22 protein-coding genes and 1 riboswitch are annotated in these 21,266 nt (G+C 64.5%); of the genes, 8 read left to right on the plus strand and 14 right to left on the minus strand.

Annotated elements, in window-relative coordinates; genetic code table 11:
- Positions 1–107 precede the first annotated feature (107 nt).
- The 4 genes from ychF to JQ616_RS01190 form a co-directional block, all read right to left on the minus strand.
- Complete coding sequence (ychF, locus tag JQ616_RS01175; RefSeq protein WP_212011598.1) at positions 108–1,205, minus strand: redox-regulated ATPase YchF; 1,098 nt, start codon at positions 1,203–1,205, stop codon at positions 108–110.
- A gap of 57 nt (positions 1,206–1,262) precedes the next feature.
- Complete coding sequence (gene pth, locus JQ616_RS01180; protein WP_212011600.1) at positions 1,263–1,865, minus strand: aminoacyl-tRNA hydrolase; 603 nt, start codon at positions 1,863–1,865, stop codon at positions 1,263–1,265.
- A 55-nt stretch (positions 1,866–1,920) separates the two neighbouring features.
- Positions 1,921–2,643 carry a 50S ribosomal protein L25/general stress protein Ctc gene (locus JQ616_RS01185; protein ID WP_212011602.1) on the minus strand — a complete coding sequence of 241 codons (723 nt, stop codon included), beginning with the start codon at positions 2,641–2,643 and terminating at the stop codon, positions 1,921–1,923.
- A gap of 302 nt (positions 2,644–2,945) precedes the next feature.
- Positions 2,946–3,209 (minus strand): accessory factor UbiK family protein, encoded by a 264-nt coding sequence (locus JQ616_RS01190; protein ID WP_212011604.1) that lies wholly within the window; start codon positions 3,207–3,209, stop codon positions 2,946–2,948.
- A 177-nt stretch (positions 3,210–3,386) separates the two neighbouring features.
- Here JQ616_RS01190 and JQ616_RS01195 point away from each other — a divergent pair, with 177 nt between their 5' ends.
- The 7 genes from JQ616_RS01195 to JQ616_RS01225 all read left to right on the plus strand — a co-directional run bounded on the left by JQ616_RS01195 (position 3,387) and on the right by JQ616_RS01225 (position 9,761).
- The gene (locus JQ616_RS01195) at positions 3,387–4,121 is read left to right on the plus strand and encodes a dienelactone hydrolase family protein (RefSeq protein WP_212011606.1); all 735 of its coding nucleotides are present in this window, start codon (positions 3,387–3,389) and stop codon (positions 4,119–4,121) included.
- A gap of 15 nt (positions 4,122–4,136) precedes the next feature.
- Positions 4,137–4,979, plus strand: coding sequence for a prolipoprotein diacylglyceryl transferase (gene lgt / locus JQ616_RS01200; RefSeq protein ID WP_212011608.1), 843 nt, complete (start codon positions 4,137–4,139; stop codon positions 4,977–4,979).
- Positions 4,980–5,078: 99 nt separating this feature from the next.
- Positions 5,079–6,137, plus strand: a complete 1,059-nt coding sequence (locus JQ616_RS01205) for a class I SAM-dependent methyltransferase (protein ID WP_212013073.1) — start codon at positions 5,079–5,081, stop codon at positions 6,135–6,137.
- Positions 6,134–6,901, plus strand: a complete 768-nt coding sequence (gene pgeF, locus JQ616_RS01210) for a peptidoglycan editing factor PgeF (protein WP_212011610.1) — start codon at positions 6,134–6,136, stop codon at positions 6,899–6,901. Before JQ616_RS01205 ends, pgeF begins: the two co-directional genes overlap by 4 nt.
- 74 nt (positions 6,902–6,975) lie before the next feature.
- The gene (locus tag JQ616_RS01215; RefSeq protein ID WP_212011613.1) at positions 6,976–7,908 is read left to right on the plus strand and encodes a MerR family transcriptional regulator; all 933 of its coding nucleotides are present in this window, start codon (positions 6,976–6,978) and stop codon (positions 7,906–7,908) included.
- A gap of 102 nt (positions 7,909–8,010) precedes the next feature.
- Complete coding sequence (locus JQ616_RS01220; RefSeq protein WP_212011614.1) at positions 8,011–8,628, plus strand: hypothetical protein; 618 nt, start codon at positions 8,011–8,013, stop codon at positions 8,626–8,628.
- Positions 8,629–8,807: 179 nt separating this feature from the next.
- On the plus strand, positions 8,808–9,761 hold the full coding sequence (locus tag JQ616_RS01225) for a ribose-phosphate pyrophosphokinase (RefSeq protein ID WP_028344316.1): 954 nt from the start codon (positions 8,808–8,810) through the stop codon (positions 9,759–9,761).
- Positions 9,762–9,921: 160 nt separating this feature from the next.
- Here the strand turns inward: JQ616_RS01225 and JQ616_RS01230 are convergent, their stop codons facing one another.
- The 10 genes from JQ616_RS01230 to JQ616_RS01275 all read right to left on the minus strand — a co-directional run bounded on the left by JQ616_RS01230 (position 9,922) and on the right by JQ616_RS01275 (position 20,022).
- On the minus strand, positions 9,922–10,728 hold the full coding sequence (locus JQ616_RS01230; protein ID WP_212011616.1) for an SDR family NAD(P)-dependent oxidoreductase: 807 nt from the start codon (positions 10,726–10,728) through the stop codon (positions 9,922–9,924).
- A gap of 76 nt (positions 10,729–10,804) precedes the next feature.
- Positions 10,805–11,266 (minus strand): SRPBCC family protein, encoded by a 462-nt coding sequence (locus tag JQ616_RS01235; protein WP_212011618.1) that lies wholly within the window; start codon positions 11,264–11,266, stop codon positions 10,805–10,807.
- Positions 11,267–11,274: 8 nt separating this feature from the next.
- Entirely contained in the window at positions 11,275–12,108 is an 834-nt protein-coding gene (locus JQ616_RS01240) for an XdhC family protein (RefSeq protein ID WP_212013076.1), read from the minus strand.
- Positions 12,108–13,319, minus strand: a complete 1,212-nt coding sequence (locus JQ616_RS01245; protein ID WP_212011620.1) for a vWA domain-containing protein — start codon at positions 13,317–13,319, stop codon at positions 12,108–12,110. Before JQ616_RS01245 ends, JQ616_RS01240 begins: the two co-directional genes overlap by 1 nt.
- On the minus strand, positions 13,316–14,188 hold the full coding sequence (locus JQ616_RS01250; protein WP_212011622.1) for an AAA family ATPase: 873 nt from the start codon (positions 14,186–14,188) through the stop codon (positions 13,316–13,318). The genes JQ616_RS01245 and JQ616_RS01250 overlap by 4 nt, the downstream gene beginning before the upstream one ends.
- Positions 14,185–16,611, minus strand: a complete 2,427-nt coding sequence (locus JQ616_RS01255; RefSeq protein ID WP_212011624.1) for an aerobic carbon-monoxide dehydrogenase large subunit — start codon at positions 16,609–16,611, stop codon at positions 14,185–14,187. Before JQ616_RS01255 ends, JQ616_RS01250 begins: the two co-directional genes overlap by 4 nt.
- Positions 16,608–17,108 carry a (2Fe-2S)-binding protein gene (locus tag JQ616_RS01260; RefSeq protein WP_212011625.1) on the minus strand — a complete coding sequence of 167 codons (501 nt, stop codon included), beginning with the start codon at positions 17,106–17,108 and terminating at the stop codon, positions 16,608–16,610. The genes JQ616_RS01255 and JQ616_RS01260 overlap by 4 nt, the downstream gene beginning before the upstream one ends.
- A gap of 10 nt (positions 17,109–17,118) precedes the next feature.
- On the minus strand, positions 17,119–17,982 hold the full coding sequence (locus tag JQ616_RS01265) for an FAD binding domain-containing protein (protein ID WP_212011626.1): 864 nt from the start codon (positions 17,980–17,982) through the stop codon (positions 17,119–17,121).
- Positions 17,983–18,156: 174 nt separating this feature from the next.
- Positions 18,157–19,353, minus strand: a complete 1,197-nt coding sequence (locus JQ616_RS01270; RefSeq protein ID WP_212011627.1) for an MHYT domain-containing protein — start codon at positions 19,351–19,353, stop codon at positions 18,157–18,159.
- Positions 19,354–19,455: 102 nt separating this feature from the next.
- Positions 19,456–20,022 carry a 6,7-dimethyl-8-ribityllumazine synthase gene (locus tag JQ616_RS01275; RefSeq protein WP_212011628.1) on the minus strand — a complete coding sequence of 189 codons (567 nt, stop codon included), beginning with the start codon at positions 20,020–20,022 and terminating at the stop codon, positions 19,456–19,458.
- Positions 20,023–20,100: 78 nt separating this feature from the next.
- Positions 20,101–20,255, minus strand: a riboswitch (FMN riboswitch).
- A 444-nt stretch (positions 20,256–20,699) separates the two neighbouring features.
- Here JQ616_RS01275 and JQ616_RS01280 point away from each other — a divergent pair.
- Positions 20,700–21,200 (plus strand): YbjN domain-containing protein, encoded by a 501-nt coding sequence (locus JQ616_RS01280; RefSeq protein WP_050424919.1) that lies wholly within the window; start codon positions 20,700–20,702, stop codon positions 21,198–21,200.
- The last annotated feature ends 66 nt before the right edge of the window (positions 21,201–21,266 follow it).

Raw genomic sequence — 21,266 nt, forward strand, 5'->3', positions numbered from 1 at the left:
CGTGCTTCGACAACACGACCCTGTGGTTATGGGTCCCGGGTCGCGCTTACGCTTGCCCGGGACGACGTGGGGAGAGAGCGGTGCTTATGCGCCGCTGAACAGAACAATCAGGTATTGAACCTGAAATGCATCACGTCGCCGTCGGCGACGACGTACTCCTTGCCTTCCAGCCGCAGCTTGCCGGCGTCGCGCGCGCCGGCTTCGCCGTTGCCGGCGATGTAATCGTCATACGCGATGGTCTCGGCGCGAATAAAACCCTTCTCGAAATCGGTATGGATCACGCCGGCGGCGGCAGGCGCCTTGGTGCCGCGGTCGATGGTCCAGGCGCGGGCTTCCTTCGGGCCGACGGTGAAATAGGTGATGAGGTCGAGCAGCCGATAGCCGGCGCGGATCAAGCGATCGAGCCCGGCCTCTTCGAGGCCCAACGTCTCCAGAAAGTCGACACGCTCCTCGCGCGACAACGTCGCGATCTCGGATTCGATCTTGGCCGAGATCACAACCGCGACCGCGCCCTCTTCCTTGGCGCGTTCGAACACCGCCTTGGAGAAATTATTGCCGTCCTTGGCCGAGCCTTCCTCGACGTTGCAGACATAGAGCACGGGCTTCGAAGTCAGCAGCCCGAGCATGCGGAACGCACGCTCCTCCTCCGGCTTGCGCTCCATGCCGCGGGCCGGCTTGCCGTCGCGCAGCAACGCCAGCGCGCGGTTGACCAGCTCGAGCTGCTCCTTGGCTTCCTTGTCGTTGCCCTTGGCCTTCTTCGACAGATTGTCGACGCGCTTCTCGAGGCTGTCGAGATCCGACAGCATCAGCTCGGTCTCGATGGTCTCGATATCGGCGAGCGGCGCGATCTTGCCTTCGACATGGGTGATGTCGGAATCCTCGAAGCAGCGCACCACATGGGCGATGGCATCGACCTCACGGATGTTGGCAAGGAACTGGTTGCCGAGGCCTTCGCCCTGCGACGCGCCGCGCACCAGGCCGGCGATATCGACGAAGGTCAGCCGGGTCGGGATGATCTGCGCGGATTTCGCGATCGCCGACAGCTTCTCCAGCCGCGGATCGGGCACCGCCACCTCGCCGACATTCGGCTCGATGGTGCAGAACGGATAGTTCGCCGCCTGGGCGGCCGCCGTCTCGGTCAGCGCATTGAACAGCGTCGACTTGCCGACGTTAGGCAGCCCGACGATCCCGCATTTGAATCCCATGTTCGTCCCGATCTCTCGCGCGCACGCTGCGCGGCTGAACTGAGTGACGAGGGTCTGCTAAGGCCCCTCGTCCTTGGTGTCGAAAAATCCCTTGGCCTGCATCGTCAGATGCACCTTGTTGGCGAACGACGCGTCCTGCCCCGCAGCCAGCAGGCCGGCATTGTCGGCGACGGCCTGGCACAAGGCCTCCACCCACGCCCGGTCGCTCTTCGCGAAGTCCGACAGCACGTGGCTGTGCACGAGCTCCTTGACGCCGGGATGACCGATCCCGAGCCGCACCCGCCGATAGTCGTTGCCGATATGCGCGGAGATCGAGCGCAGCCCGTTATGGCCGGCAATCCCGCCGCCGATCTTGACCCGCACCTTGGCGGGCGGCAGTTCGAGCTCGTCCTGGAACACGGTGATGTCGGCAGGCGCGAGCTTGAAGAAGTTCGCCGCTTCCTGCACCGCGCGCCCGGACTCGTTCATGAAGGTGGTCGGCTTCAGCAGCACGACCTTCTCACGATCGACGACGCCTTCGGAGGTCTCGCCCTGAAAGCGACGGCGCCATGGTGCAAAACCATGACGCCGTGCAATCTCATCGACCGCCAGGAAACCGATATTGTGCCGGTTGCTGGCGTATTTCGCGCCGGGATTACCGAGACCGACAAAAAGGCGCATGGCGCGGCATCCCGAATCGGCGCGCCATCAGACGATCGCGCGCCGACCTGATCGATTACTTCTTCTTGTCGCCACCGCCGGCGGGAGCCTTGGCACCCGCGGCCGGAGCCGCAGCGCCCGCAGCCGGAGCCGCCGCAGCCGGGGCCGCAGCACCCGCAGCCGGAGCAGCGCCGCCAGCAGCCGCCGCAGCTGCGGCCTTCTGCTCTTCGGCGTAACCGGACGGCGGCACGATGGTGACCAGGGTCGCGTCCTCGCGGGTCAGCGACTTCACGCCCGCGGGCAGCTTCACGTCGGAAAGATGCAGCGAATAGCTGATCTCGAGCGCGCCGACGTCAGCCTCGATGTATTGCGGAATGTTGTCCACCGAGCACTCGAGATCGAGCGCGTGGGTGACGATGTTGACGGTGCCACCGCGCTTGACGCCCGGCGAGCTTTCACCGTTCACGATGTGCAGCGGCACGCTGACGCGGATGGTCGCGCCTTCGCCGAGCCGCATGAAGTCGACATGGAGCGGGAAGTCCTTCACCGGGTCGAGGTGGTAGTCGCGCGGAATCACGCGGTGCTTCTTGCCCTCGACATCGATATCGAACAGCGTGGTCAGGAACCGGCCCGCCAGGATGCGCTGGCGCAGTTCACGATCGTCGACCGAGATGGTGAGGGGGGGCTGGTTGTCTCCGTAGATCACTCCGGGAACTCTCCCGGCGCGACGCTCTGCCCGGGCGGCCCCCTTGCCGCTCTGCGGACGCGCGGTCGCCTTCAATTCCTTGACGGTCGCCATAGCGTTAAGTCCTTGTATTTAAAAAGTTAAAGGCCGCAGCGCGGCCCATGCTCAAGTCCACAGCAAGCCTCCAGGGGTGCGGGGGCCGCGGACGTGGCGGGCTTTTAGCCCCAAAGGGCCGAAATGACAAGGAAATGAAGGGATTTTTCTCAGGCCTTCTCAAACTCGCCATGCCCGGCATAGCCGTCCGAAGGACGGCGTCGCTTCTGCTCGCCTATGACCCGGACATCCATCAAGAAAGCGGCCTTTTGCGAAGCAGATGGATGGCCGGGTCAAGCCCGGCCATGACGAGCGGACCAGGATCAGCCTGCCCCACCCACGCCAAGCTTGGCTTCCAGTGCCGCGATCCGGGCCTTCAGCGCCTCGTTCTCCTCGCGGGCCAGGCGGGCCATGTCCTTGACCGCGTCGAATTCCTCGCGCTTGACCACGTCGAGGTCGCGCAGGATGCGTTCGGCCTGGTTGCGCATGACCGTGTCGACCTCGCGCTTGACGCCCTGGGCGGCGCCGGCGGCGTCGTTCATCAGACGGCCGATCTCATCGAAAAACCGGTTGCTGGTCTGGGTCATCTCGCAAAACTCTCCGCGTTCACTGAATCGCGATAAGACAATGGCGATGTCAGCCATCCGGTTCAAGTCCGCCGCGAATGGCAGGCTTCCCGTGAGCCTGCCTTGTCATGCTCCGGTTTCCTTGCAATCGTATGAACTCACAACAGAAATCGCACACATAACGCGAGCAGAAACGCCATGATCGAAGCGACCGTCGAGATCCCCACCAAGGACGGCAAGACCACCACCTTCATCACCCATCCCGAGCGCGGCGGCCCCTTCCCGGTCGTCATCTTCTATATGGATGCCCCGGCGATCCGCGAGGAGCTGCGCGATATGGCGCGCCGGCTTGGCACGTCGGGCTATTACGTGATGTTGCCGAACATGTATTACCGCGCCGGCGTGATGGAGCTCGGCCCGATCAATCCCGATCCGGAATCGCCCGAGCGCAAGCGGATGTTCGAGCTGATGCACTCGCTCAACATCCCGCTTGTGATGGAAGACACCAAGGGCCTGCTCGCCTATGCGGAGACGCAGAAGGCCGCGAACACCAAGATCATCGGCACCGTCGGCTACTGCATGAGCGGCCGCTATGCGGTGAACGCGGCGACGCATTTCGGCGATCGGGTCAAGGCCGCCGCCTCGGTCTACGGCACGCATCTCGCGACCGACCAGCCGGACAGCCCGCATCTTGCCGCGCAAAAGACCAAAGCCGAACTCTATTTCGCCTGCGCCGAGACCGATATCTACGCACCTCAGGAAATCATCGAGCAGGTCAAGGCCGGCATGAAGGGATCGAACAACGAGGTCGAGATCTATCCCGGCACGCATCACGGCTTTGCGTTCCCAAAGCGCCCGGTCTATGACCGCGACGCCGCCGAACGCCATTGGGAGCGGCTGCTCGCGCTCTACCGGCGCAACCTCGCGAACTGAGTCTCAACCCGCACGATGCCGTTCCTGCTGATCGACTTCCCGGTGTTCAACCCCGTCGCGCTCGCGCTCGGGCCGATCGTGATCCGCTGGTATGCACTGGCCTACATCGTCGGCATCGTGCTGGGCTGGATCTACGCCCGCTCGCTGATCAAGAAGGAGCGGCTGTGGGGCGGCCCGGCACCGATCACGCTGCCGCAGCTCGACGATTTCATCCTCTGGGTCACCATCGGCATCATCGTCGGCGGCCGCACTGGCTACGTGCTGTTCTACAATCTGCCGTTCTTCATGGCGCATCCGTCCGAGATCCTCGAACTGTGGAAGGGCGGCATGTCGTTCCACGGTGGCTTCCTCGGCTGCGTCGCCGCGGTGATGCTGTTTGCCCGCCGCAACGGCATCCCGATCCTGTCGCTCGGCGATATCACCACCGCGGTCGCGCCGATCGGGCTGTTCCTCGGCCGGCTCGCCAATTTCATCAACAGCGAATTGTGGGGCCGGCACGCCGACCCGAGCCTGCCCTGGGCGATGATCTTCCCCAATGGCGGGCCGCTGCCGCGCCATCCGAGCCAGCTGTATGAAGCCGGCCTCGAAGGCATCGTGCTGTTCACGATACTCGCGATCATGATCCGGATGGGCGCGCTGAAGCGGCCCGGCCTGATCCTCGGTAGCTTCATCACCATCTACGGCATCGCCCGGATTATCGGCGAGCACTTCCGGGAGCCCGATCCACAGCTCGGATTCCTGTGGGGCGGATTAACCATGGGGATGCTGCTGTCGGTGCCAATGATTATCGTGGGCGTTATCATCATCACGGCCGCCGTCCGCCGCAGGGCGAACGGAACGGCGTCGAGCTCAACCTGAACAAGTTCAATCCAAGGCAAGTGCAATCCAAGGAAGGCCGTGAGCGAACCCTCCCCGCTGCTGGATGAGATCAGGAAACTGATCAAGCTGTCCGGGCCGATGCCGGTCTGGCGCTACATGGAATTGTGCCTGATGCATCCGCAGTACGGCTATTACCTGTCGCGCGATCCGCTCGGCCGCGAAGGCGATTTCACCACCGCGCCCGAGGTCAGCCAGATGTTCGGCGAGCTGCTCGGGCTGTGGAGCGCCTCGATCTGGCGCGCGATCGGCTCGCCGGAGACGTTCCGTCTGATCGAGCTCGGCCCCGGCCGCGGCACCATGATGTCGGATGCGCTGCGTGCGCTGCGCGTGCTGCCGCCGCTCTATCAGTCGCTCAGCATCCACCTCGTCGAGGTCAATCCGGTGCTGCGCGAGAAGCAGGAGGCGACGCTAACCGGCGTGCACGACATCACCTGGCACGACAGCATCGATGACGTGCCGGAAGGACCGGCGGTCATCCTCGCCAACGAATATTTCGACGTGCTGCCGATCCACCAGATGGTCCGCCGCGAGAGCGGCTGGCACGAGCGCACGGTCGGGATGGATGCCAATGGCAATTTGTATTTCGCCCCCGCGCCCGAGCCGACACCGCACTTCGAAATCCTGCTGCCACCGCTGGTGCGCGCCGCGCCGTTAGGTGCGGTGTTCGAATGGCGGCCCGACAACGAGATCATGAAGCTTGCCACGCGGGTGCGCGACCATGACGGCGCCGCGCTGATCATCGATTACGGCCATCTGCGCAGCGACGCCGGCGACACCTTCCAGGCGATCGCGCGCCACAGCTTCGCCGACCCGCTGAAGAACCCGGGACAGGCCGACGTCACCGCGCATGTCGACTTCCAGGCCCTGGCGCGGGCCGCCGAGGATGTCGGCGCACGCGTCCACGGGCCGGCGACGCAGGGCGATTTCCTCAAGCGGCTCGGCGTCGAAGCCCGGGCGGCCGGACTGATGGCGAAAGCCAGCCCCGAAATGTCCGCCGACATCGCCGGCGCGCTGAAGCGGCTGACCGATTCCGGGCGCGGCGGGATGGGCTCGATGTTCAAGGTCATGGCCGTCTCCGACCCGCGCCTCACCTCGATCGCTGGTCTCAGCGATCAGCCTGACGAGACCGAACAATGACATTGGGATCACCGCTGCTGTCGGCCATACCGGGCCTGCGCCATGCCTTCTTCTCGCGCGAGGGCGGCGTCTCCGAGGGCGTCTATGCCGGCCTCAACGGCGGGCTCGGCTCGCGCGACGATCCGGCCAAGGTCGCGGAGAACCGGCGGCGGATGGCGGAGCAGCTCGGCGTGCCGCTCGATCATCTCATCAGCGTGCATCAGGTGCACTCGCCCGACGTCGCCGTCGTGGACCGCCCGTGGAACGGCGCGCCGCGCCCGAAGGCGGACGCGCTCGTCACCCGCACCGAAGGGCTTGCGATCTCGGTCACGACGGCCGATTGCGGCCCGATCCTGTTCGTCGATCCCAATGCGCGGGTGATCGGCGCGGCGCATGCCGGCTGGAAGGGCGCGCTGACCGGCGTGCTGGAATCGACCATCGATGCGATGGAGAAGCTCGGCGCCGAACGCGGCGGCATCGTCGCCGCGATCGGTCCGCTGATCCGCAAGGAATCCTACGAGGTCGGCAACGAATTCGTCGAGCGCTTCATCGAGGCCGATGCCGAGAACGGCGTGTTCTTCATGCCCGGCGAACGCGACGGCCACGCGATGTTCGATCTCGCCGGCTTCATCCGGATGCGGCTGGAAAATGCCGGCGTGCTGATGATCGACGATCTCGGCATCGACACCTATTCCGACGAGCGCTGCTTCAGCTACCGCCGCTCGGTGCACCGCAAGGAAGCCGATTACGGCCGGCACGTTCACGCCATCGCGCTGGAAGGCTGACGCCGGACGACCCCTTCATTTTTGTGCGACAAGCGTCTTGACTCTCCACCTGCTGGAGACCGGACAAGCGGCGCATGACACAACGCACCTACAGCATCGGCGAGGCGGCGCGGCTCAGCGGAATTTCTGTCCGCAAGCTACGCTTCTATTCGGACCAGGGGTTGCTGCCGCCGGCCGGCCGCACCGCGAGCGGCTATCGCGTCTTCACCGACGACGAACTGGTTCGCCTCGACCTGATCCGCTGCCTGCGCGATGCGGGGCTCGGTCTCGACGCCATCCGTGAGGTCCTGACCAAGGAGCTCTCGCTGGTCGAGGCGCTGAAGCTCCGCCTCGAAACGCTGGAAGCGGAGATCGCGGCGCAGCGCCGCGTCGCCTCGGCCCTGCGGGCTGCGTTGCGTTCACCGCAACTCACCGAAGCAGATCTGAGGAGATTCCTGACCATGACGCAGCTGTCCCGTACCGAGCGCCGCAACGTCGTCGAACGCTTTTTCGAGAAGGTGTCCGACGGCATCAACATCGACCGGAACTGGATCCGGCAGATGATCGAGACCAGCGTGCCCGAATTGCCCGACGAGCCGACGCCCGAGCAATGCGATGCCTGGATCGAGCTTTCACAGATGCTCAGCGATCCGTCGCTTGTCGCCAACATGCGCGCTAACGCCGAGGACGTCTGGAATCACCACGTGCTCGACCTCGCCGCCTGGCAGAAGGCCAACGAAACCGTCCTGGCCAAAGCCAAGGAGATCATCGCGCGCGGTTTTGAGCCTGCGTCCGAGGTCGGCCAGGCGCTGGCGCGCGACTGGCTCGAGACGTCTGCGCGATTGTTGAAGCGGGAGCCTGATCTGGACTTCCGCAACTGGATTCGCGGCAAGTACGCGCTGCATGATGCCCGGGCGGAGCGCTACTGGGAGCTGGTCGCCATCATGCGCGGGCAGAAGCCGGACGCAAGCCCGAACCGCGAGTGGGCCTGGATCACCGAAGCCATGCGGCACCATCTCTCTGACTGAGCAAGGAAATCCGAAACCTCGTGGCGCAGCCCTCGGATCGGTTAAGGGCTGTGGCCGTCCTGCCCTAGACGTTAAGCCGTTTTAACGATATCGCAGGACGCAATGAGGGAAGCGTCAAATCACCAGTTTCAAACTGGGACAGTCGTACGTGCCGCGATCGCAGCCGGATGGCTGGCGATCGCATGCGCGCTTGGCGGCTGCGCGGCCGGCGGCAACGTGGCCGACTCCTACGCCATGGCAACGCCGGCGAGCGGCGGCGGCGCGACCGTTGCGTTCGAATCGATCGACGGTCCGCCTCCCCAGGTGTTCGACCGCATGGTCGGCGTGCTCGACAGCGAATCCAAGCTGCGCAGCCTGTCGATCGTGTCGCGCCAGGGCACCGCGGCCTATCGCGTCCGCAGCTATCTGTCGGCGCAGGTGGTACGCGGCCGCACCATGATCGCATGGGTGTGGGACGTCTACGACAGCAACCAGCAACGTGCGCTGCGGCTCTCCGGCGAGGAGCCCGCCGGCAAGGCCGGCCGCGACGCCTGGGCCGCCGCCGACGATCTGGTGCTGCGCAGGATCGCCCAGGCCGGCCTCAGCGGCCTCTCCAGCATGATCAATGGCGGTCCGGCCGACGGCCCGGCGTCCGCCCCGACCCCGGAGCTCCGCGGGCCGGCGATGGTCAGCGCCCCGGCGCCCGCCGAGACCGTGGCGCTCAGCTATTCCGCCAACTAACCCCCGGTATCTCCCGGGGAAAGGCGTTTTTTGCCCAGGAAAACCGCAACGAAGGCGGGCTAATGGGTTGCCATCGGAGCCGCCTGCCTGATATTCCCTCGCGCACCGAAAACCCGCCGGTTCTGTAAGGACTTGAGATGCTGAACGTCGTATCCAGCAAGGCGCGGGGGGAAGCATCGATGTCGGCAAAGAACGGATCAATCAAGCTCGTCGCCGGCAACTCCAATCCTGCGCTGGCGCAAGATATCGCCAAGGGCCTTGGCATCGAATTGACCAAGGCCGTGGTCCGGCGCTTCGCCGACATGGAGATCTTCGTCGAGATCCAGGAGAACGTCCGCGGCTCGGACATGTTCATCCTGCAGTCGACGTCGTTTCCGGCCAACGACAATCTGATGGAACTGCTGATCATCACCGACGCGCTGCGCCGCTCCTCGGCGCGCCGCATCACCGCGGTGGTGCCGTATTTCGGCTACGCCCGGCAGGACCGCAGGTCCGGCTCGCGCACGCCGATCTCGGCCAAGCTCGTCGCCAACCTGATCTCGCACGCCGGCGTCGACCGCGTCATGACGCTCGACCTGCATGCCGGCCAGATCCAGGGCTTCTTCGACATCCCGACCGACAATCTGTTCGCAGCGCCCTTGATGGTGCGCGACATCAAGGAAAAGTTCGACCTCGCCAAGGTGATGGTGGTGTCGCCCGACGTCGGCGGCGTGGCGCGCGCCCGCGGCCTTGCCAAGCGCATCAACACCCCGCTCGCGATCGTCGACAAGCGCCGCGAGCGTCCCGGTGAGTCCGAGGTGATGAACGTGATCGGCGACGTCGCCGGCTACAACTGCATCCTGGTCGATGACATTGTGGACTCCGGCGGCACCCTGGTGAACGCGGCCGAGGCGCTGATCGCGCACGGCGCCAAGGAGGTCTCGGCCTACATCACCCACGGCGTGCTGTCCGGCGGCGCCGCCGCGCGCATCGCTTCGTCGCGGCTGAAGGAGCTGGTCATCACCGACTCGATCCTGCCGACCGAGGCCGTCAACAAAGCGCCGAACATCCGCCAGATCTCGATCGCCGGCCTGATCGCCGAAGCGATCGGCCGCACCGCGGCGGAAGAGTCCGTTTCCAGCCTGTTCGATTAGGTCCAATAGTTGCTGTCGTCCCTGCGAAAGCAGGGACCCATAACCATAGGTGCCCGGTTGCGGAGCGCAGCTGTGGCCCCAGCCTTCACAACAATCAACGTCGGTGGTTATGGGTCCCGGCTCAAGGCCGGGACGACACCGAATATGCGGCACTCGCCCGCTAGAACCCCGGCCGCGGCACGTGGCTCATCAGCGTCCGCGCATAGCCGCCATCGACGATGATCTCCTCACCGTTGACGTAGGACGACCTGTCACTCGCCAGGAACAGGGTCGCATCCGCCATGTCCTGCGGCGCGCCGATCCGACGCATCGGCACCACGGCGGTGCGCCGCTCGGTAACCCCCGGCGTATCGTAGAAGGCCTGGCTCATCGGCGTGACGACGAGGCCGGGGCTGACCACATTGCTGCGGATGCCGTGCGGTCCCCATTCGGCGGCGAGCTGCTGCGAGAGCATCACGACGGCGGCCTTGCTGACGCTGTAGGCGCCGCTCTGTCCCTGCGCATTGCTCGCGGCGATCGAGGCAACGTGGATCAGGCTGCCGCGCCCAGCCTTGCGCATCTGGCGGCCGAACGCCTGCGCGCAGATGAAATAGCCGGTGAGATTGACCGCCAGCACCGCGTTCCATTCGGCGAGCGGCAGCGTGTCGAGCCCGCCGGGACGCAGCACCGCCGCGGTGTTGACGAGGATGTCGCAGGCACCAAGCGTGCGCGCGACGGTCTCGGCGACAGCAGCGACATTGTCCTCGCTGGTGGTGTCGCAGCTTGCGACGAGATGGCCGTCGCCGAACTCGCGCAGCTTGGCCTTGGTCTCGGCAAGTCCGCGCTCGTCGCGATCGAGCGCGGCGACCTTGACGCCGGCACGCGCGAGACTGACCGCAGTGGCACGGCCGATGCCGCCGCCTCCGCCGGTGACGACGGCAACGCGGCCCGACAGGCCGAGCCAGTCGGAAGAGCCTTCCTTGGTCATGATCCGATCACTCCCATCCAGTGTATTTGTCACCGGATAGCTTAGCCGAAGATGCGGTCAGACCAAGGCCGCCAGCTCAGACGCCGGCCGTCGCCGCCTGGCCTACGACCTCGCCGAACGATTTGAAGAACTCGCCGGCAAGCTTCCTCGCGGTGGAATCAATCAACCGGCCGCCGAGCTGCGCCAGCTTGCCGCCGATTTGCGCTTCAACCGCATAGGTCAGTACGGTCAGGTCCGGCCCTTCCGACGCCAGCGTGACAAGTGCGCCGCCTCTGGCAAAGCCGGCGATGCCGCCCGATCCCTCCCCGGATATCCGGTAGCTGTTCGGAGGATCAAGTTCCGACAGCGTCACCTTGCCGCCGAAGGTTGCCTTCACCGGTCCCACCCTCAAAACGATGGTGGCAGTCATCTCGGTCGGAGAAGCCATCTCCAGCGACTGACAGCCGGGAATGCACCGTCTCAGAATGTCGGGATCGTTGAGCGCGGCCCACACCTTCTCCTTTGAGGCCGGGATACGCTGGCTGTCGTTCATCTGCATCTTGCGGCTTAGCTCCCTGTATTGGCGGCGGCACGCTGGCCGCGACGGCGCGTGATGGTGATTTCGGCGAGGATCGACATTGCAATCTCCTCCGGCGTGATGGCACCGAGATCGAGCCCGGCCGGCGCCTTCACGCTATCGATCCCGGCAGCATCGAGACCGGCGGCAATCAACTTGTCGCGCAACGCGACCATCTTGCGCTTGCTGCCGACGAAGGCGTGGTACGCAGCGTCAATCTCGATCGCCGACTTCAGCGCAGCCTCGTCCCCCTTGCCTTGCGTCGACACCACGACGAAGCGGACGGCCTTGTTGAGATCGCCCGGCTTCAGGCCATCGACGACCACGTCGGCGTCAGGTTCGGCGGCAAGATCGGATGCGGGCGCTGCAAGCGTCACGTGATAGCCGAGTTGGCGCGCCTGAGCCGCGAGCGACAGCGCGACCGGACTTGCGCCAAGGATCACCAGCGAAGGATGCGGCAACACCGGCTCCACGAAGATATCCATCGTCCCCTTGCTCGGACACATATTCGAGGCGAAGCGCACACCATCCCTGCTCTCGCCGGCGACAACGCCGAGCTCTGCAAGCAAATTCTCCGGTTGCACCGAGACCATGCGCGGCTCGCCGTCGATCAGCGCCTCCCGCGCTGCCTTCAGGACCGCGCCTCTGGCACAACCTCCCCCGATCCATCCCGCCACGATGCTGCCGTCCGGACGGATGATCGCCTTCGCTCCCGCCTTGGCGGCAGTCACGGAGACCGTGCGGACGACGGTCGCCAATACGAAGGCCTCCTCACTGGCCTTCATCTGCGCGACCAGATCCATGATCTCGACGTGCACACCCATCATAGCCTCGCCAGATAGGGTTCGAGCGCCATCAAGCTCGCCAGCGTGTTGGCCGGCGCATAGAGATCGACATGCGGAAGTGCCGCCTTGATGCCGCGCGCTTCCGGCGCGTAGCCCTGCCATCCCATCATCGGGTTGAGCCAGACGATGCGGCGACAGCGGCGGCCGAGCGCAGCCATCTCGCGACCGAGCAGCGCCGCATCGCCGGTCTCATAACCGTCGGAGACAATCATCACACAGGTGCGCGAATGGATCACGCGCGCGGCGTGCCAGCGATTGAAGGTCTGCAGGCTCTCGCCGATCCTGGTGCCGCCGCCGGCGCCTTGCGCCATGATCGAGAGCCGATCCAGCGCGCGGCCTGGATCGCGCTCTTTCATCGCGTCCGAGACGTGAGCCAACCGCGTGTGGAACAGGAACGCCTCGGCTTCGCGGAACTCGTCGAGCACGCCATGAATGAATCGCAGGAAGACGCCCGTATACATGCTCATCGAGCCCGAGGCATCGAGCAGGACCACGAGTCGTAGCGGCTTCGGCTTGCGCTGCCGCTTCACCAGACTGATCGGCACACCGCCGTGGCTGATGTTGCGATGAATCGTACGGCGCAAATCCAGACGATGGCCGCGGCGGCGCGCCAGCTCCCGCCGTGTCAGCCGCGTCTGCATGGCGCGCGCCAATCGCGCCGCCGCAAGATGAGCCAGCTCCACCTGTTGCGGGTCAGCCAGGTTGCGGAAATCCACCTCGGCGAGATTGTCAGCATGCGACGCCCCTTCCATGCGCCCCTCGCCGGAGCGCTCGTTTTCGGCCCCGTCAACGGACGGAACTTGATCCATTACCGTCTCGGCGCTGGTTCGAGGTTCGGTGGACTGGTTCGGCAAGCTCTTCAGGGAGGGATTGTTCGCCGCCTTGGTTGCGCCTCTCGTGATCGAGCGCGACCGCACCCTCTTTCCGAGCCAAAACGCATCAAAAATTCCGTCAAACCTGTCCCAATCGGCCTTGCGGGTCGACAATAGATGCTTGAGTGCCGACCGCAGCAGGCCCGGCCGCGCCGCGTAGCCCGCCCCCATCAGGGCGGCGGCATCCTGCCCCTCTGCAAGACCGACAGCGAAGTCGTTGTCGCGCAGCGTCCGGAGAAAGGCGGCGAGCTTGCGCGAGACGAGACGGGATACCTCGCGAACGTCATTGATGTCTGGCGATGCACCGCAGCAACTCATGCGACCCGTCCCAGCAAACGTTGCGTGACCTCGCGCGAGACCCGCGCCTTGTCTTCCTGCGTCTTGAGCAGGCACATCAGGGTCTCGTGCACCGTCTCGGGCGCGTCATGCAGATCCTTCACCTCGAGCCCGACCAACGCAGCGGCCCAATCCAGCGTCTCGGCGACACCGGGCACCTTGCGCAGCTCCTCCTTCCGGACGCTCTCGACCATGCGGGCGATCTGCAGCGCCAGCGAGGCACTGATGCCTGCGACGCGCGCTGTGATGATGCGCGCCTCACGGTCAACATCAGGATAGTCGACGTAGTGATAGAGACAGCGGCGCCGCAGTGCATCCGAGAGCTCGCGCGTACCGTTCGACGTCAGCACGACGTGAGGGATCGCGGTCGCCTTGATCGTGCCGAGCTCGGGAATCGAAACCTGGAAGTCAGACAATAACTCCAGCAGAAACGCCTCGAACTCGTCGTCCGCGCGATCGATCTCGTCGATCAGCAAAACCGGCGATCGTTCACGGCGTATCGCTGCAAGCAATGGCCGCTCCAGAAGATACTTTTCCGAGAAGATCTGATCCTCGACCGCGTCCGCATTGGCGCCGCGGTGCGCCTGGATCGACAGCAACTGCCGCTGATAATTCCACTCGTAGAGCGCCGCCGACTGGTCGAGCCCTTCGTAACATTGCAGGCGAATCAGCTCCGTGCCGTGAACGGTGGCGAGGGCCTTGGCCACCTCGGTCTTGCCGACGCCCGCCTCGCCTTCCAGCAGCAGCGGACGCCGCAATTGTTGCATGAGCGCGATCGCAACCGCGAGCTCGCCGTCGGCGACATAGCCGGCGTCGCCAAGGGCGCGCGCGATGTCGTCACGGGTCTTCATGCCGAAGCGAACACGCCGAGGCTCTTCGCCGCCGCCCAGTTCCGCCAGAAATCATGCGGCATCTGGATGTGAGTCGAGCCGAGGAACGAAAACGCATCGTTGACCGCGTTGGAGAACGCCGGCACACCTCCGACATTCGGGCTTTCGCCGACGCCCTTGGCGCCGATCGGGTGATGCGGCGACGGGGTGACCGTGAAATCCGTTTCCCAATGCGGGGTCTCGACCGCGGTCGGCATGAAGAAATCCATGAACGAGCCGGTGACGACATTGCCTTCGGCGTCGTAGCGGATCTCTTGGCCCATCGCGATGGCGAACGCCTCGGTGAGCCCGCCATGCACCTGGCCCTCGATGATCATGGGGTTGATCCGGGTGCCGCAATCATCGAGCGCATAAAAGCGCCTGACCTTGTAGACACCGGTGTCGACATCGATGGTCATCACGCAGATGTAGGCGCCGAACGGATAAGTCATGTTCGGCGGATCATAGTAGCTGACCGCTTCCAGCCCTGGCTCCATGCCGGGCGGCACCGAATTATACGCGGCCCAGCAGATATCCTTCATCGACATGAACTTCCCGGGCAGGCCCTTGACGCGGAAGCCGTCGATGTCCCATTCGAGATCGTCCTCGTGGACCTCGAGCTTGTAGGCCGCGATCATCTGCGCTTTGGCCCTGATCTTTCGCGCGGCCATTGCAATCGCGGCGCCGGCGACCGGCGTCGAACGCGAGCCGTAGGTGCCGAGGCCGTAAGGCGCGGTGTCCGTGTTGCCTTCCTCGACCATGATGTTGTCGGCGGGAATGCCGATTTCGGTCGCGATGATCTGCGCCCAGGTCGTCTCGTGGCCCTGGCCCTGGCTCTTGGTGCCCATCCGCGCGATGCCCGCACCGGTCGGGTGCATGCGGATTTCGCAGGAATCGAACATCGCAATGCCCAGGATGTCGCAATTCTTCGATGGGCCGGCGCCAACGATCTCGGTGAAGAACGACACACCGATGCCCATGATCTCGCGGGTCTCGCCCCGCTTGAAGGCGGCGCGCATCTGCTCCTGCTCCTTGCGGAGCTCGGCGTATTTCACCGTCTCCATGGCCTTTCGCATCGCCGTGCCGTAGTCGCCGGAATCGTATTCCCAACCGAGCGCGGAGTGGTACGGAAACTGCTCAGGCTTGATGAAATTCTTCAAGCGCAGTTCGGCCGGATCCATGCCGAGCTTCTGCGCCAGAATATCCATCGCGCGCTCGATGCAGTAAGCGGCCTCGGTGACGCGGAACGAGCAGCGATAGGCGACGCCGCCCGGCGCCTTGTTGGTGTAGACGCCGTCGACCGCAAGATGCGCCGTCGGGAAGTCGTATGATCCGGTGACGATGTTGAAGAAACCGGCCGGCCATTTCGACGGATCGGCGCAAGCATCGAAGGCGCCGTGATCGGCCAGCACGTGGACGCGCAGGCCGGTGACCTTGCCCTCTTTGGTCGCGGCAATCTCGGTCGTCATGTGGTAGTCGCGGGCGAACGAGGTCGCGGTCAGGTTCTCGATGCGATCCTCGACCCATTTCACCGGCTTGCCGGTTACGATCGAGGCGACGGCTGCACAGATATATCCGGGATAAGCGCCCACCTTGTTGCCGAAACCGCCGCCGATGTCGGGCGCGATCACATGGATCTTCTGCTCCGGCAGCTTCGCGATCAGTGCCACGACGGTGCGGATGACATGCGGCGCCTGGAAGGTGCCCCAGATCGTCAGCTCGCCCTTGATCTTGTCGAAGGAACAGACGCACTGGCAGGTTTCGAGGGGCGACGGATGGGTGCGATGATAGGAGATCATCTCCTTGATCGTCACCTCGGCCTTGTTGAAGGCGGCATCGGTCAATTCCTTGTCGCCGACGGTCCACTCGAAGATGTGGTTGTGGTGCTTGCGCGGGCCATGGGCACCGCTGGTCTTGCCGGCGAGATCTTCACGCAACACCGGCGCATTTGGATCCATGGATTTGAACGGGTCGACCAGCGGTGGCAGCGGTTCGTACTCGACCTTGACCTTGTTGATGCCGTCATCAGCGGCATAGCGGTCCGTCGCGACGACGAACGCCACCTCCTGGTTCTGGAACAGCACCTTGCCGTCGGCCAGCACCATCTGCACGTCGCCAGCCAGGGTCGGCATCCAGGCAAGGTTGACGGTCTTCAGCGTCTCGGCGGTGATGACCGCGAGCACGCCCGGCACCTTCAATGCCTCGGAATCATCAATCGATTTGACGCGTGCATGCGGATGCGGCGAGCGCACGAAGTCGCCATGCAGCATCCCCGGCAACTTCACGTCGTCGACGTAGTTGCCCTTGCCTTGCGTGAAGCGGATGTCTTCGACCCGCTTGCGCTTGCAGCCCATGCCCTCGAGCGCAGCCGTGCGTTGTTCCCGTGTGGGAGTCATGTCGTTCATTCTGCGGCCTCCCGGAATTCCACGCCGTTGATCTTTGCGGCGGCGTATTGAATGGCTTTGACGATGTTCTGGTAGCCCGTGCAGCGGCAGATGTTGCCGGAGATGCCCATCCGGATCTCCTGCTCGGTCGGCGACGGGTTCTCCTTCAGCAGCCGTTGCGCCCGCATGATCATGCCCGGCGTGCAGAAGCCGCATTGCAAACCGTGCATCATGCGGAAGCCTTCCTGCAGCGCCGACAGCGAGCCGTCGGGATTGGCCATGCCCTCGATCGTGGTGATGTCGGAGCCGTTGGCCTGGACCGCGAACATGGTGCAGGATTTCACCGACATGCCGTCGATATCGACCGTGCAGGCGCCGCAATGCGTGGTCTCGCAGCCGATATGGGTGCCGGTCATCTGCAGATTCTCGCGGATGAAGTGCACCAGTAGCGTGCGCGGCTCGACGAGGCCTTCGACCTCGGCGCCATTCACCTGCATCGTGATATGCGTCTTCGCCATTTGCCCCTCCTCAGGCCGCGTTTGCGGCAGCGCGCTGCAACGCACGCGTCACCATGATGCCCCCGACATGCTTGCGGTATTCGATCGGCCCCCGCGCGTCCGCAGCCGGCGCCATGATCGCTTCCGCGGCCGCCGCGGCCTTCTTGAGCGTTGCGGCATCAAGGCCGGTACCGATGACCTCCTTGGCAGCGGCGTCGGCCAACAGCGGAGTTTCCGAGAGATTGGTGAGCCCGATCGTGCAGGTCGCGACCTTGCCGCCGGACATCGTGAGCACCACGGCCGCTGCGGCGGTCGCATAATCCCCGACCTTCCGCTTCAGCTTCTCATAGGCGAAACCGTGACCGGCCGGCGGGACCGGGATCGATATCGAGGCCAGCAACTCGCCGGGCTCGATCGCCGTAAAATAGGCGCCCTGATAATAATCGGCGGCCGCGACCTCTCGCCCGCCATCGGGCCCCTCGAGACGGTAGGTCGCGCCGAGCGTCATCATCAGCGCCGGCATGTCGTTGCCGGGATCACCATTCGCGACATTGCCCCCCACGGTGCCGCGATACCGGACCTGAGGATCAGCAATCAGAAGCGCGGCTTCGTGCAGAATGGGGATGGATCTGGCGACCTCATCGGACGCAAGCAAGTCGTGCTGGGTGGTCATGGCCCCGATCAACACCTTGCTGCCGTCGCGCCGAATGCCTTTGAGGTCGGCAATGCCGTGCAGGTCGACCAGATGCTCCGGGGTGGCCAGCCGAAGCTTCATCATCGGGACGAGGCTATGGCCGCCGGCCAGCGGACGGGCTTCGTCGCCAAGCGTCCAAAGCAGTTTCACTGCGTCGACCAATGTGGTCGGCCGGTGATAGCTGAACGAACCGGGAATCATCGTTTCCTCCATGTCGTTCTGCGGCCTTGCGGTACCCGCGAACGTTGGAGGGAGGTTGGCGGGGTGCGGATTCACCCGCAACAAGCCCAGCACGGGAGTGGAAAATTCGCACGAAATGTCGCCTGACGCGCACGAAATGCGTCAGATGCTGCGCCCTATCGGTGAGAAATGCGTTCAGGCCGTGCGACGAACGAGGCCGAGTCGGGCCTTGACCTCGGCGATCTTGGCTCGACTCACCGGGACCCGGTGTGGAGACGGACCGTCCAGTTCCAGGACTGCGCCGTCGCCTTCCTTCCGGACAAGGGCGACATGCGGAATTGCCACGATGTGGCTGCGGTGCACCCGCAGAAACAGGCGAGGATCGAGCAGCGCCTCGGCTTCCGAGATCGACCACGGACACATCCGCTCCCGGGTCCCGTCGTGCACCTTTGTGTAGTGGGCATCCGCCCTCACGCTGCGAACTTCGGCGGCATCAATGAAATGGGTGCCGTCCGCGCCCTCTACCGGCAGCCGGGGTACCGGCGCCCCGCGCGGCGGCTGGCCAATTCCGCCCAACGGCGTCGGCCGAAGCGGCGGGTCGCTCTGGGCCACGCCACCGGCCACCGTTTCGACCGGCTCGAAGCCTGCCCCGGAGGGGTCCGTGATTGCCGCCGCCCGCTTCCGTGGGTCGGGTACCAGCGACAGCAGGAAGCCTGCGGCAATCACGAAGCAGAGCAGGGTCACGACCAGCGACAGCATCTGCGACGACGCCACCAATCCCTCCATGTGGTGATGGGCTTCGCCGTCGGATGGACCAATCTGCATGCCGGCCATCGCCGTGTAGTGCATTCCGGAGACGGCAACGCCGAACGCCACCGCGCTCAACATCAACTGCACGCCGCCGCGCCGCGCCAGGAATGCGCGTAACCCGCCATAGGCCGCCGCAATCGCGATCACGACCGAGAGCACGACCATTCCCGGAGCATGTGTCATCGCGAAGTCGCCGGACAGCCCATGCATGCCGACATAATGCATGCTGACAATGCCAAGCCCCAGCAATACGGCCGACGAAGCAACGCGAAGCACCGATGGTTCGCCGACGCTGACAAAGAACAGCGATATGCCGACCACCAGCGCACATATCAGAAAGGAAATGATGGTCGGCAACAGCAGGTAGACGGCGCCTACCGGCAAGGGCGCGGCCAGCATGCCGACAAAATGCATCGTCCAGATGCCGACCGCGAGGAAGAATGCTGCACTCGCGAGCAACAGGCGATGACCGGAATCCGGTCTGCCGCGGATGCGCGCAGCCAGGCCGAACCCGGTGTAACCTCCCAGAATCGCGATCACCACCGAGAGCGCGACGAGATAGGGATCGTGTCCTTCGAACATGATCGTCTCGGCCGGGCCGTCGTCACGGCGAGGCCTCCTCCCACCGCCGACTTTATAGATACGGCGGTGGGAATGACAATCAGACGATTGGAAGGCTGGCGCTTAGCCGGGAATTCCCGCCGCGACCTGGCCGCGCAAACGCTCGAGGCTGTGCAGCGTGTTGGCGCAGGCCTCCGCGACCTCGATTCCCTTGATCACGAAGTGCTTGCGGAAGAACTCGTAATGCACCTCGGTCTCGTGGAATTGCTGCGGCGTCAGCACCGCCGAGAACACCGGCACCTCGGTGCGCAACTGCACATCCATCAGCGCCTTGATCACGGTGTCGGCGACGAATTCATGGCGGTAGATGCCGCCATCGACGACGAGCCCGGCCGCGACGATCGCGGTGTAGCGGCGGGTCTTGGCCAGGAGCTGCGCGTGCAGCGGGATCTCGAACGAGCCCGGCACCTCGAACACGTCGACATTGGTGATGTGGCGTGACTCGATCTCCTTCAGGAAGGAGATGCGGCACTCTTCCACCACATCGCGATGCCAGGACGCCTGCACGAAGGCAACACGCTGCGGCTTTGCGAAGTGCGGATGCTCCGGCACCGGCGGAGTTGCCGGCGTATCGGGAGCATTTTCTGCTAGGGAGGTTTGGAGTTCAGCATCTTGCAACATCTGATTCATGGCTTTCCTCTTTCAGGACCAGAATCAGGGCACACGGACAACGACACGAGCCCACGCGAAATTCGCGTTGGCTGCCGCAACCGTTCTCTTTCATCCGGACTGTAACCGTCGGCTTCGGAATTGCACCGAATCTGCTGACCCTTTTTCCGGCTTCGCGGAAGAAGGCGCTCGCGGGCTTGGGCTCATCGCCCTTTACCGCCGGTGGGGATTTTCACCCCGCCCTGAGAACATCGGCACGCCCGGGATGGACGTGCCTGAGACGAAATATGACCAAACCGCGACAGCGGGGCAAGGTCCTTTGGCATGGGGAAACGGCATGTCCCCATGCCCGCGTTGCGGCTCTGGGCGGGCCGATCAGAGGGCCGAAGGGCTGATTCACGCGTGCACCGAAGCGCCCGCAAATGGTTAACAAATCGTTACTCGAATGCGGAGATTCCGATTTGTTCTCCAAATCACAAGTGTGGCGGAGATCAGCTGTGGACGATGCGCGCTTTGGCTGTGGACGGACTCGGCGTGCGGTTGCGCGGATTCCGCAAATCACATCACTTCATCGGCGTCAGGTCCAGGGGCATCCGGAAGCCCGGTCAAGGAGCTGTACTCGGCCACGACGCAGTATGTCGCAAGTGCCGGCTTCCGTGTGCGTATCAAGCGATCATAAGAACAAGGTCCGAGACGGCATGTCCCTCCTCGAAAGCATTATCGATTCCCGGAACAACCCGCTTGCGGTGGTCGAGGATATCGCCACCGACAACAACTGGGCGTTCGAGCGTTCCGGCGAAGACGAGGTGACGATCGTCTCCAAGGGAGACTGGATCGACTATCAGCTCTCCTTCACCTGGATGGGAGAGATCGAGGCGCTGCATCTCGCATGCGCCTTCGACATGAAGATGCCGCAGGCGCGCCGCGCCGAAGTGCAGCGGCTGGTCGCTGCGATCAACGAGCAATTGTGGGTCGGCCATTTCGATCTGTGGACCCACACCGGCATGGTGATGCATCGCCAGGCGCTGGTGCTGCCCGGCGGCCTCACCGCCTCCACCTCGCAATGCGAGGCCATGGTGGTCAACGCGATCCACGCCTGCGAGCGCTACTATCCGGCGTTCCAGTTCGTGGTCTGGGCCGGCAAGTCGACCGCCGAAGCAATGGCGGCTGCGATGTTCGATACCGAGGGCGAAGCGTAAGCGCATCCGCATACTCAGTGTCGTCCCGGCCTAGTCGCAATTGCGCACGGGGGCCGGGACCCATAC

The sequence above is a fragment of the Bradyrhizobium tropiciagri genome, from assembly GCF_018130545.1.
Taxonomy (GTDB): Bacteria; Pseudomonadota; Alphaproteobacteria; order Rhizobiales; family Xanthobacteraceae; genus Bradyrhizobium; species Bradyrhizobium tropiciagri_A.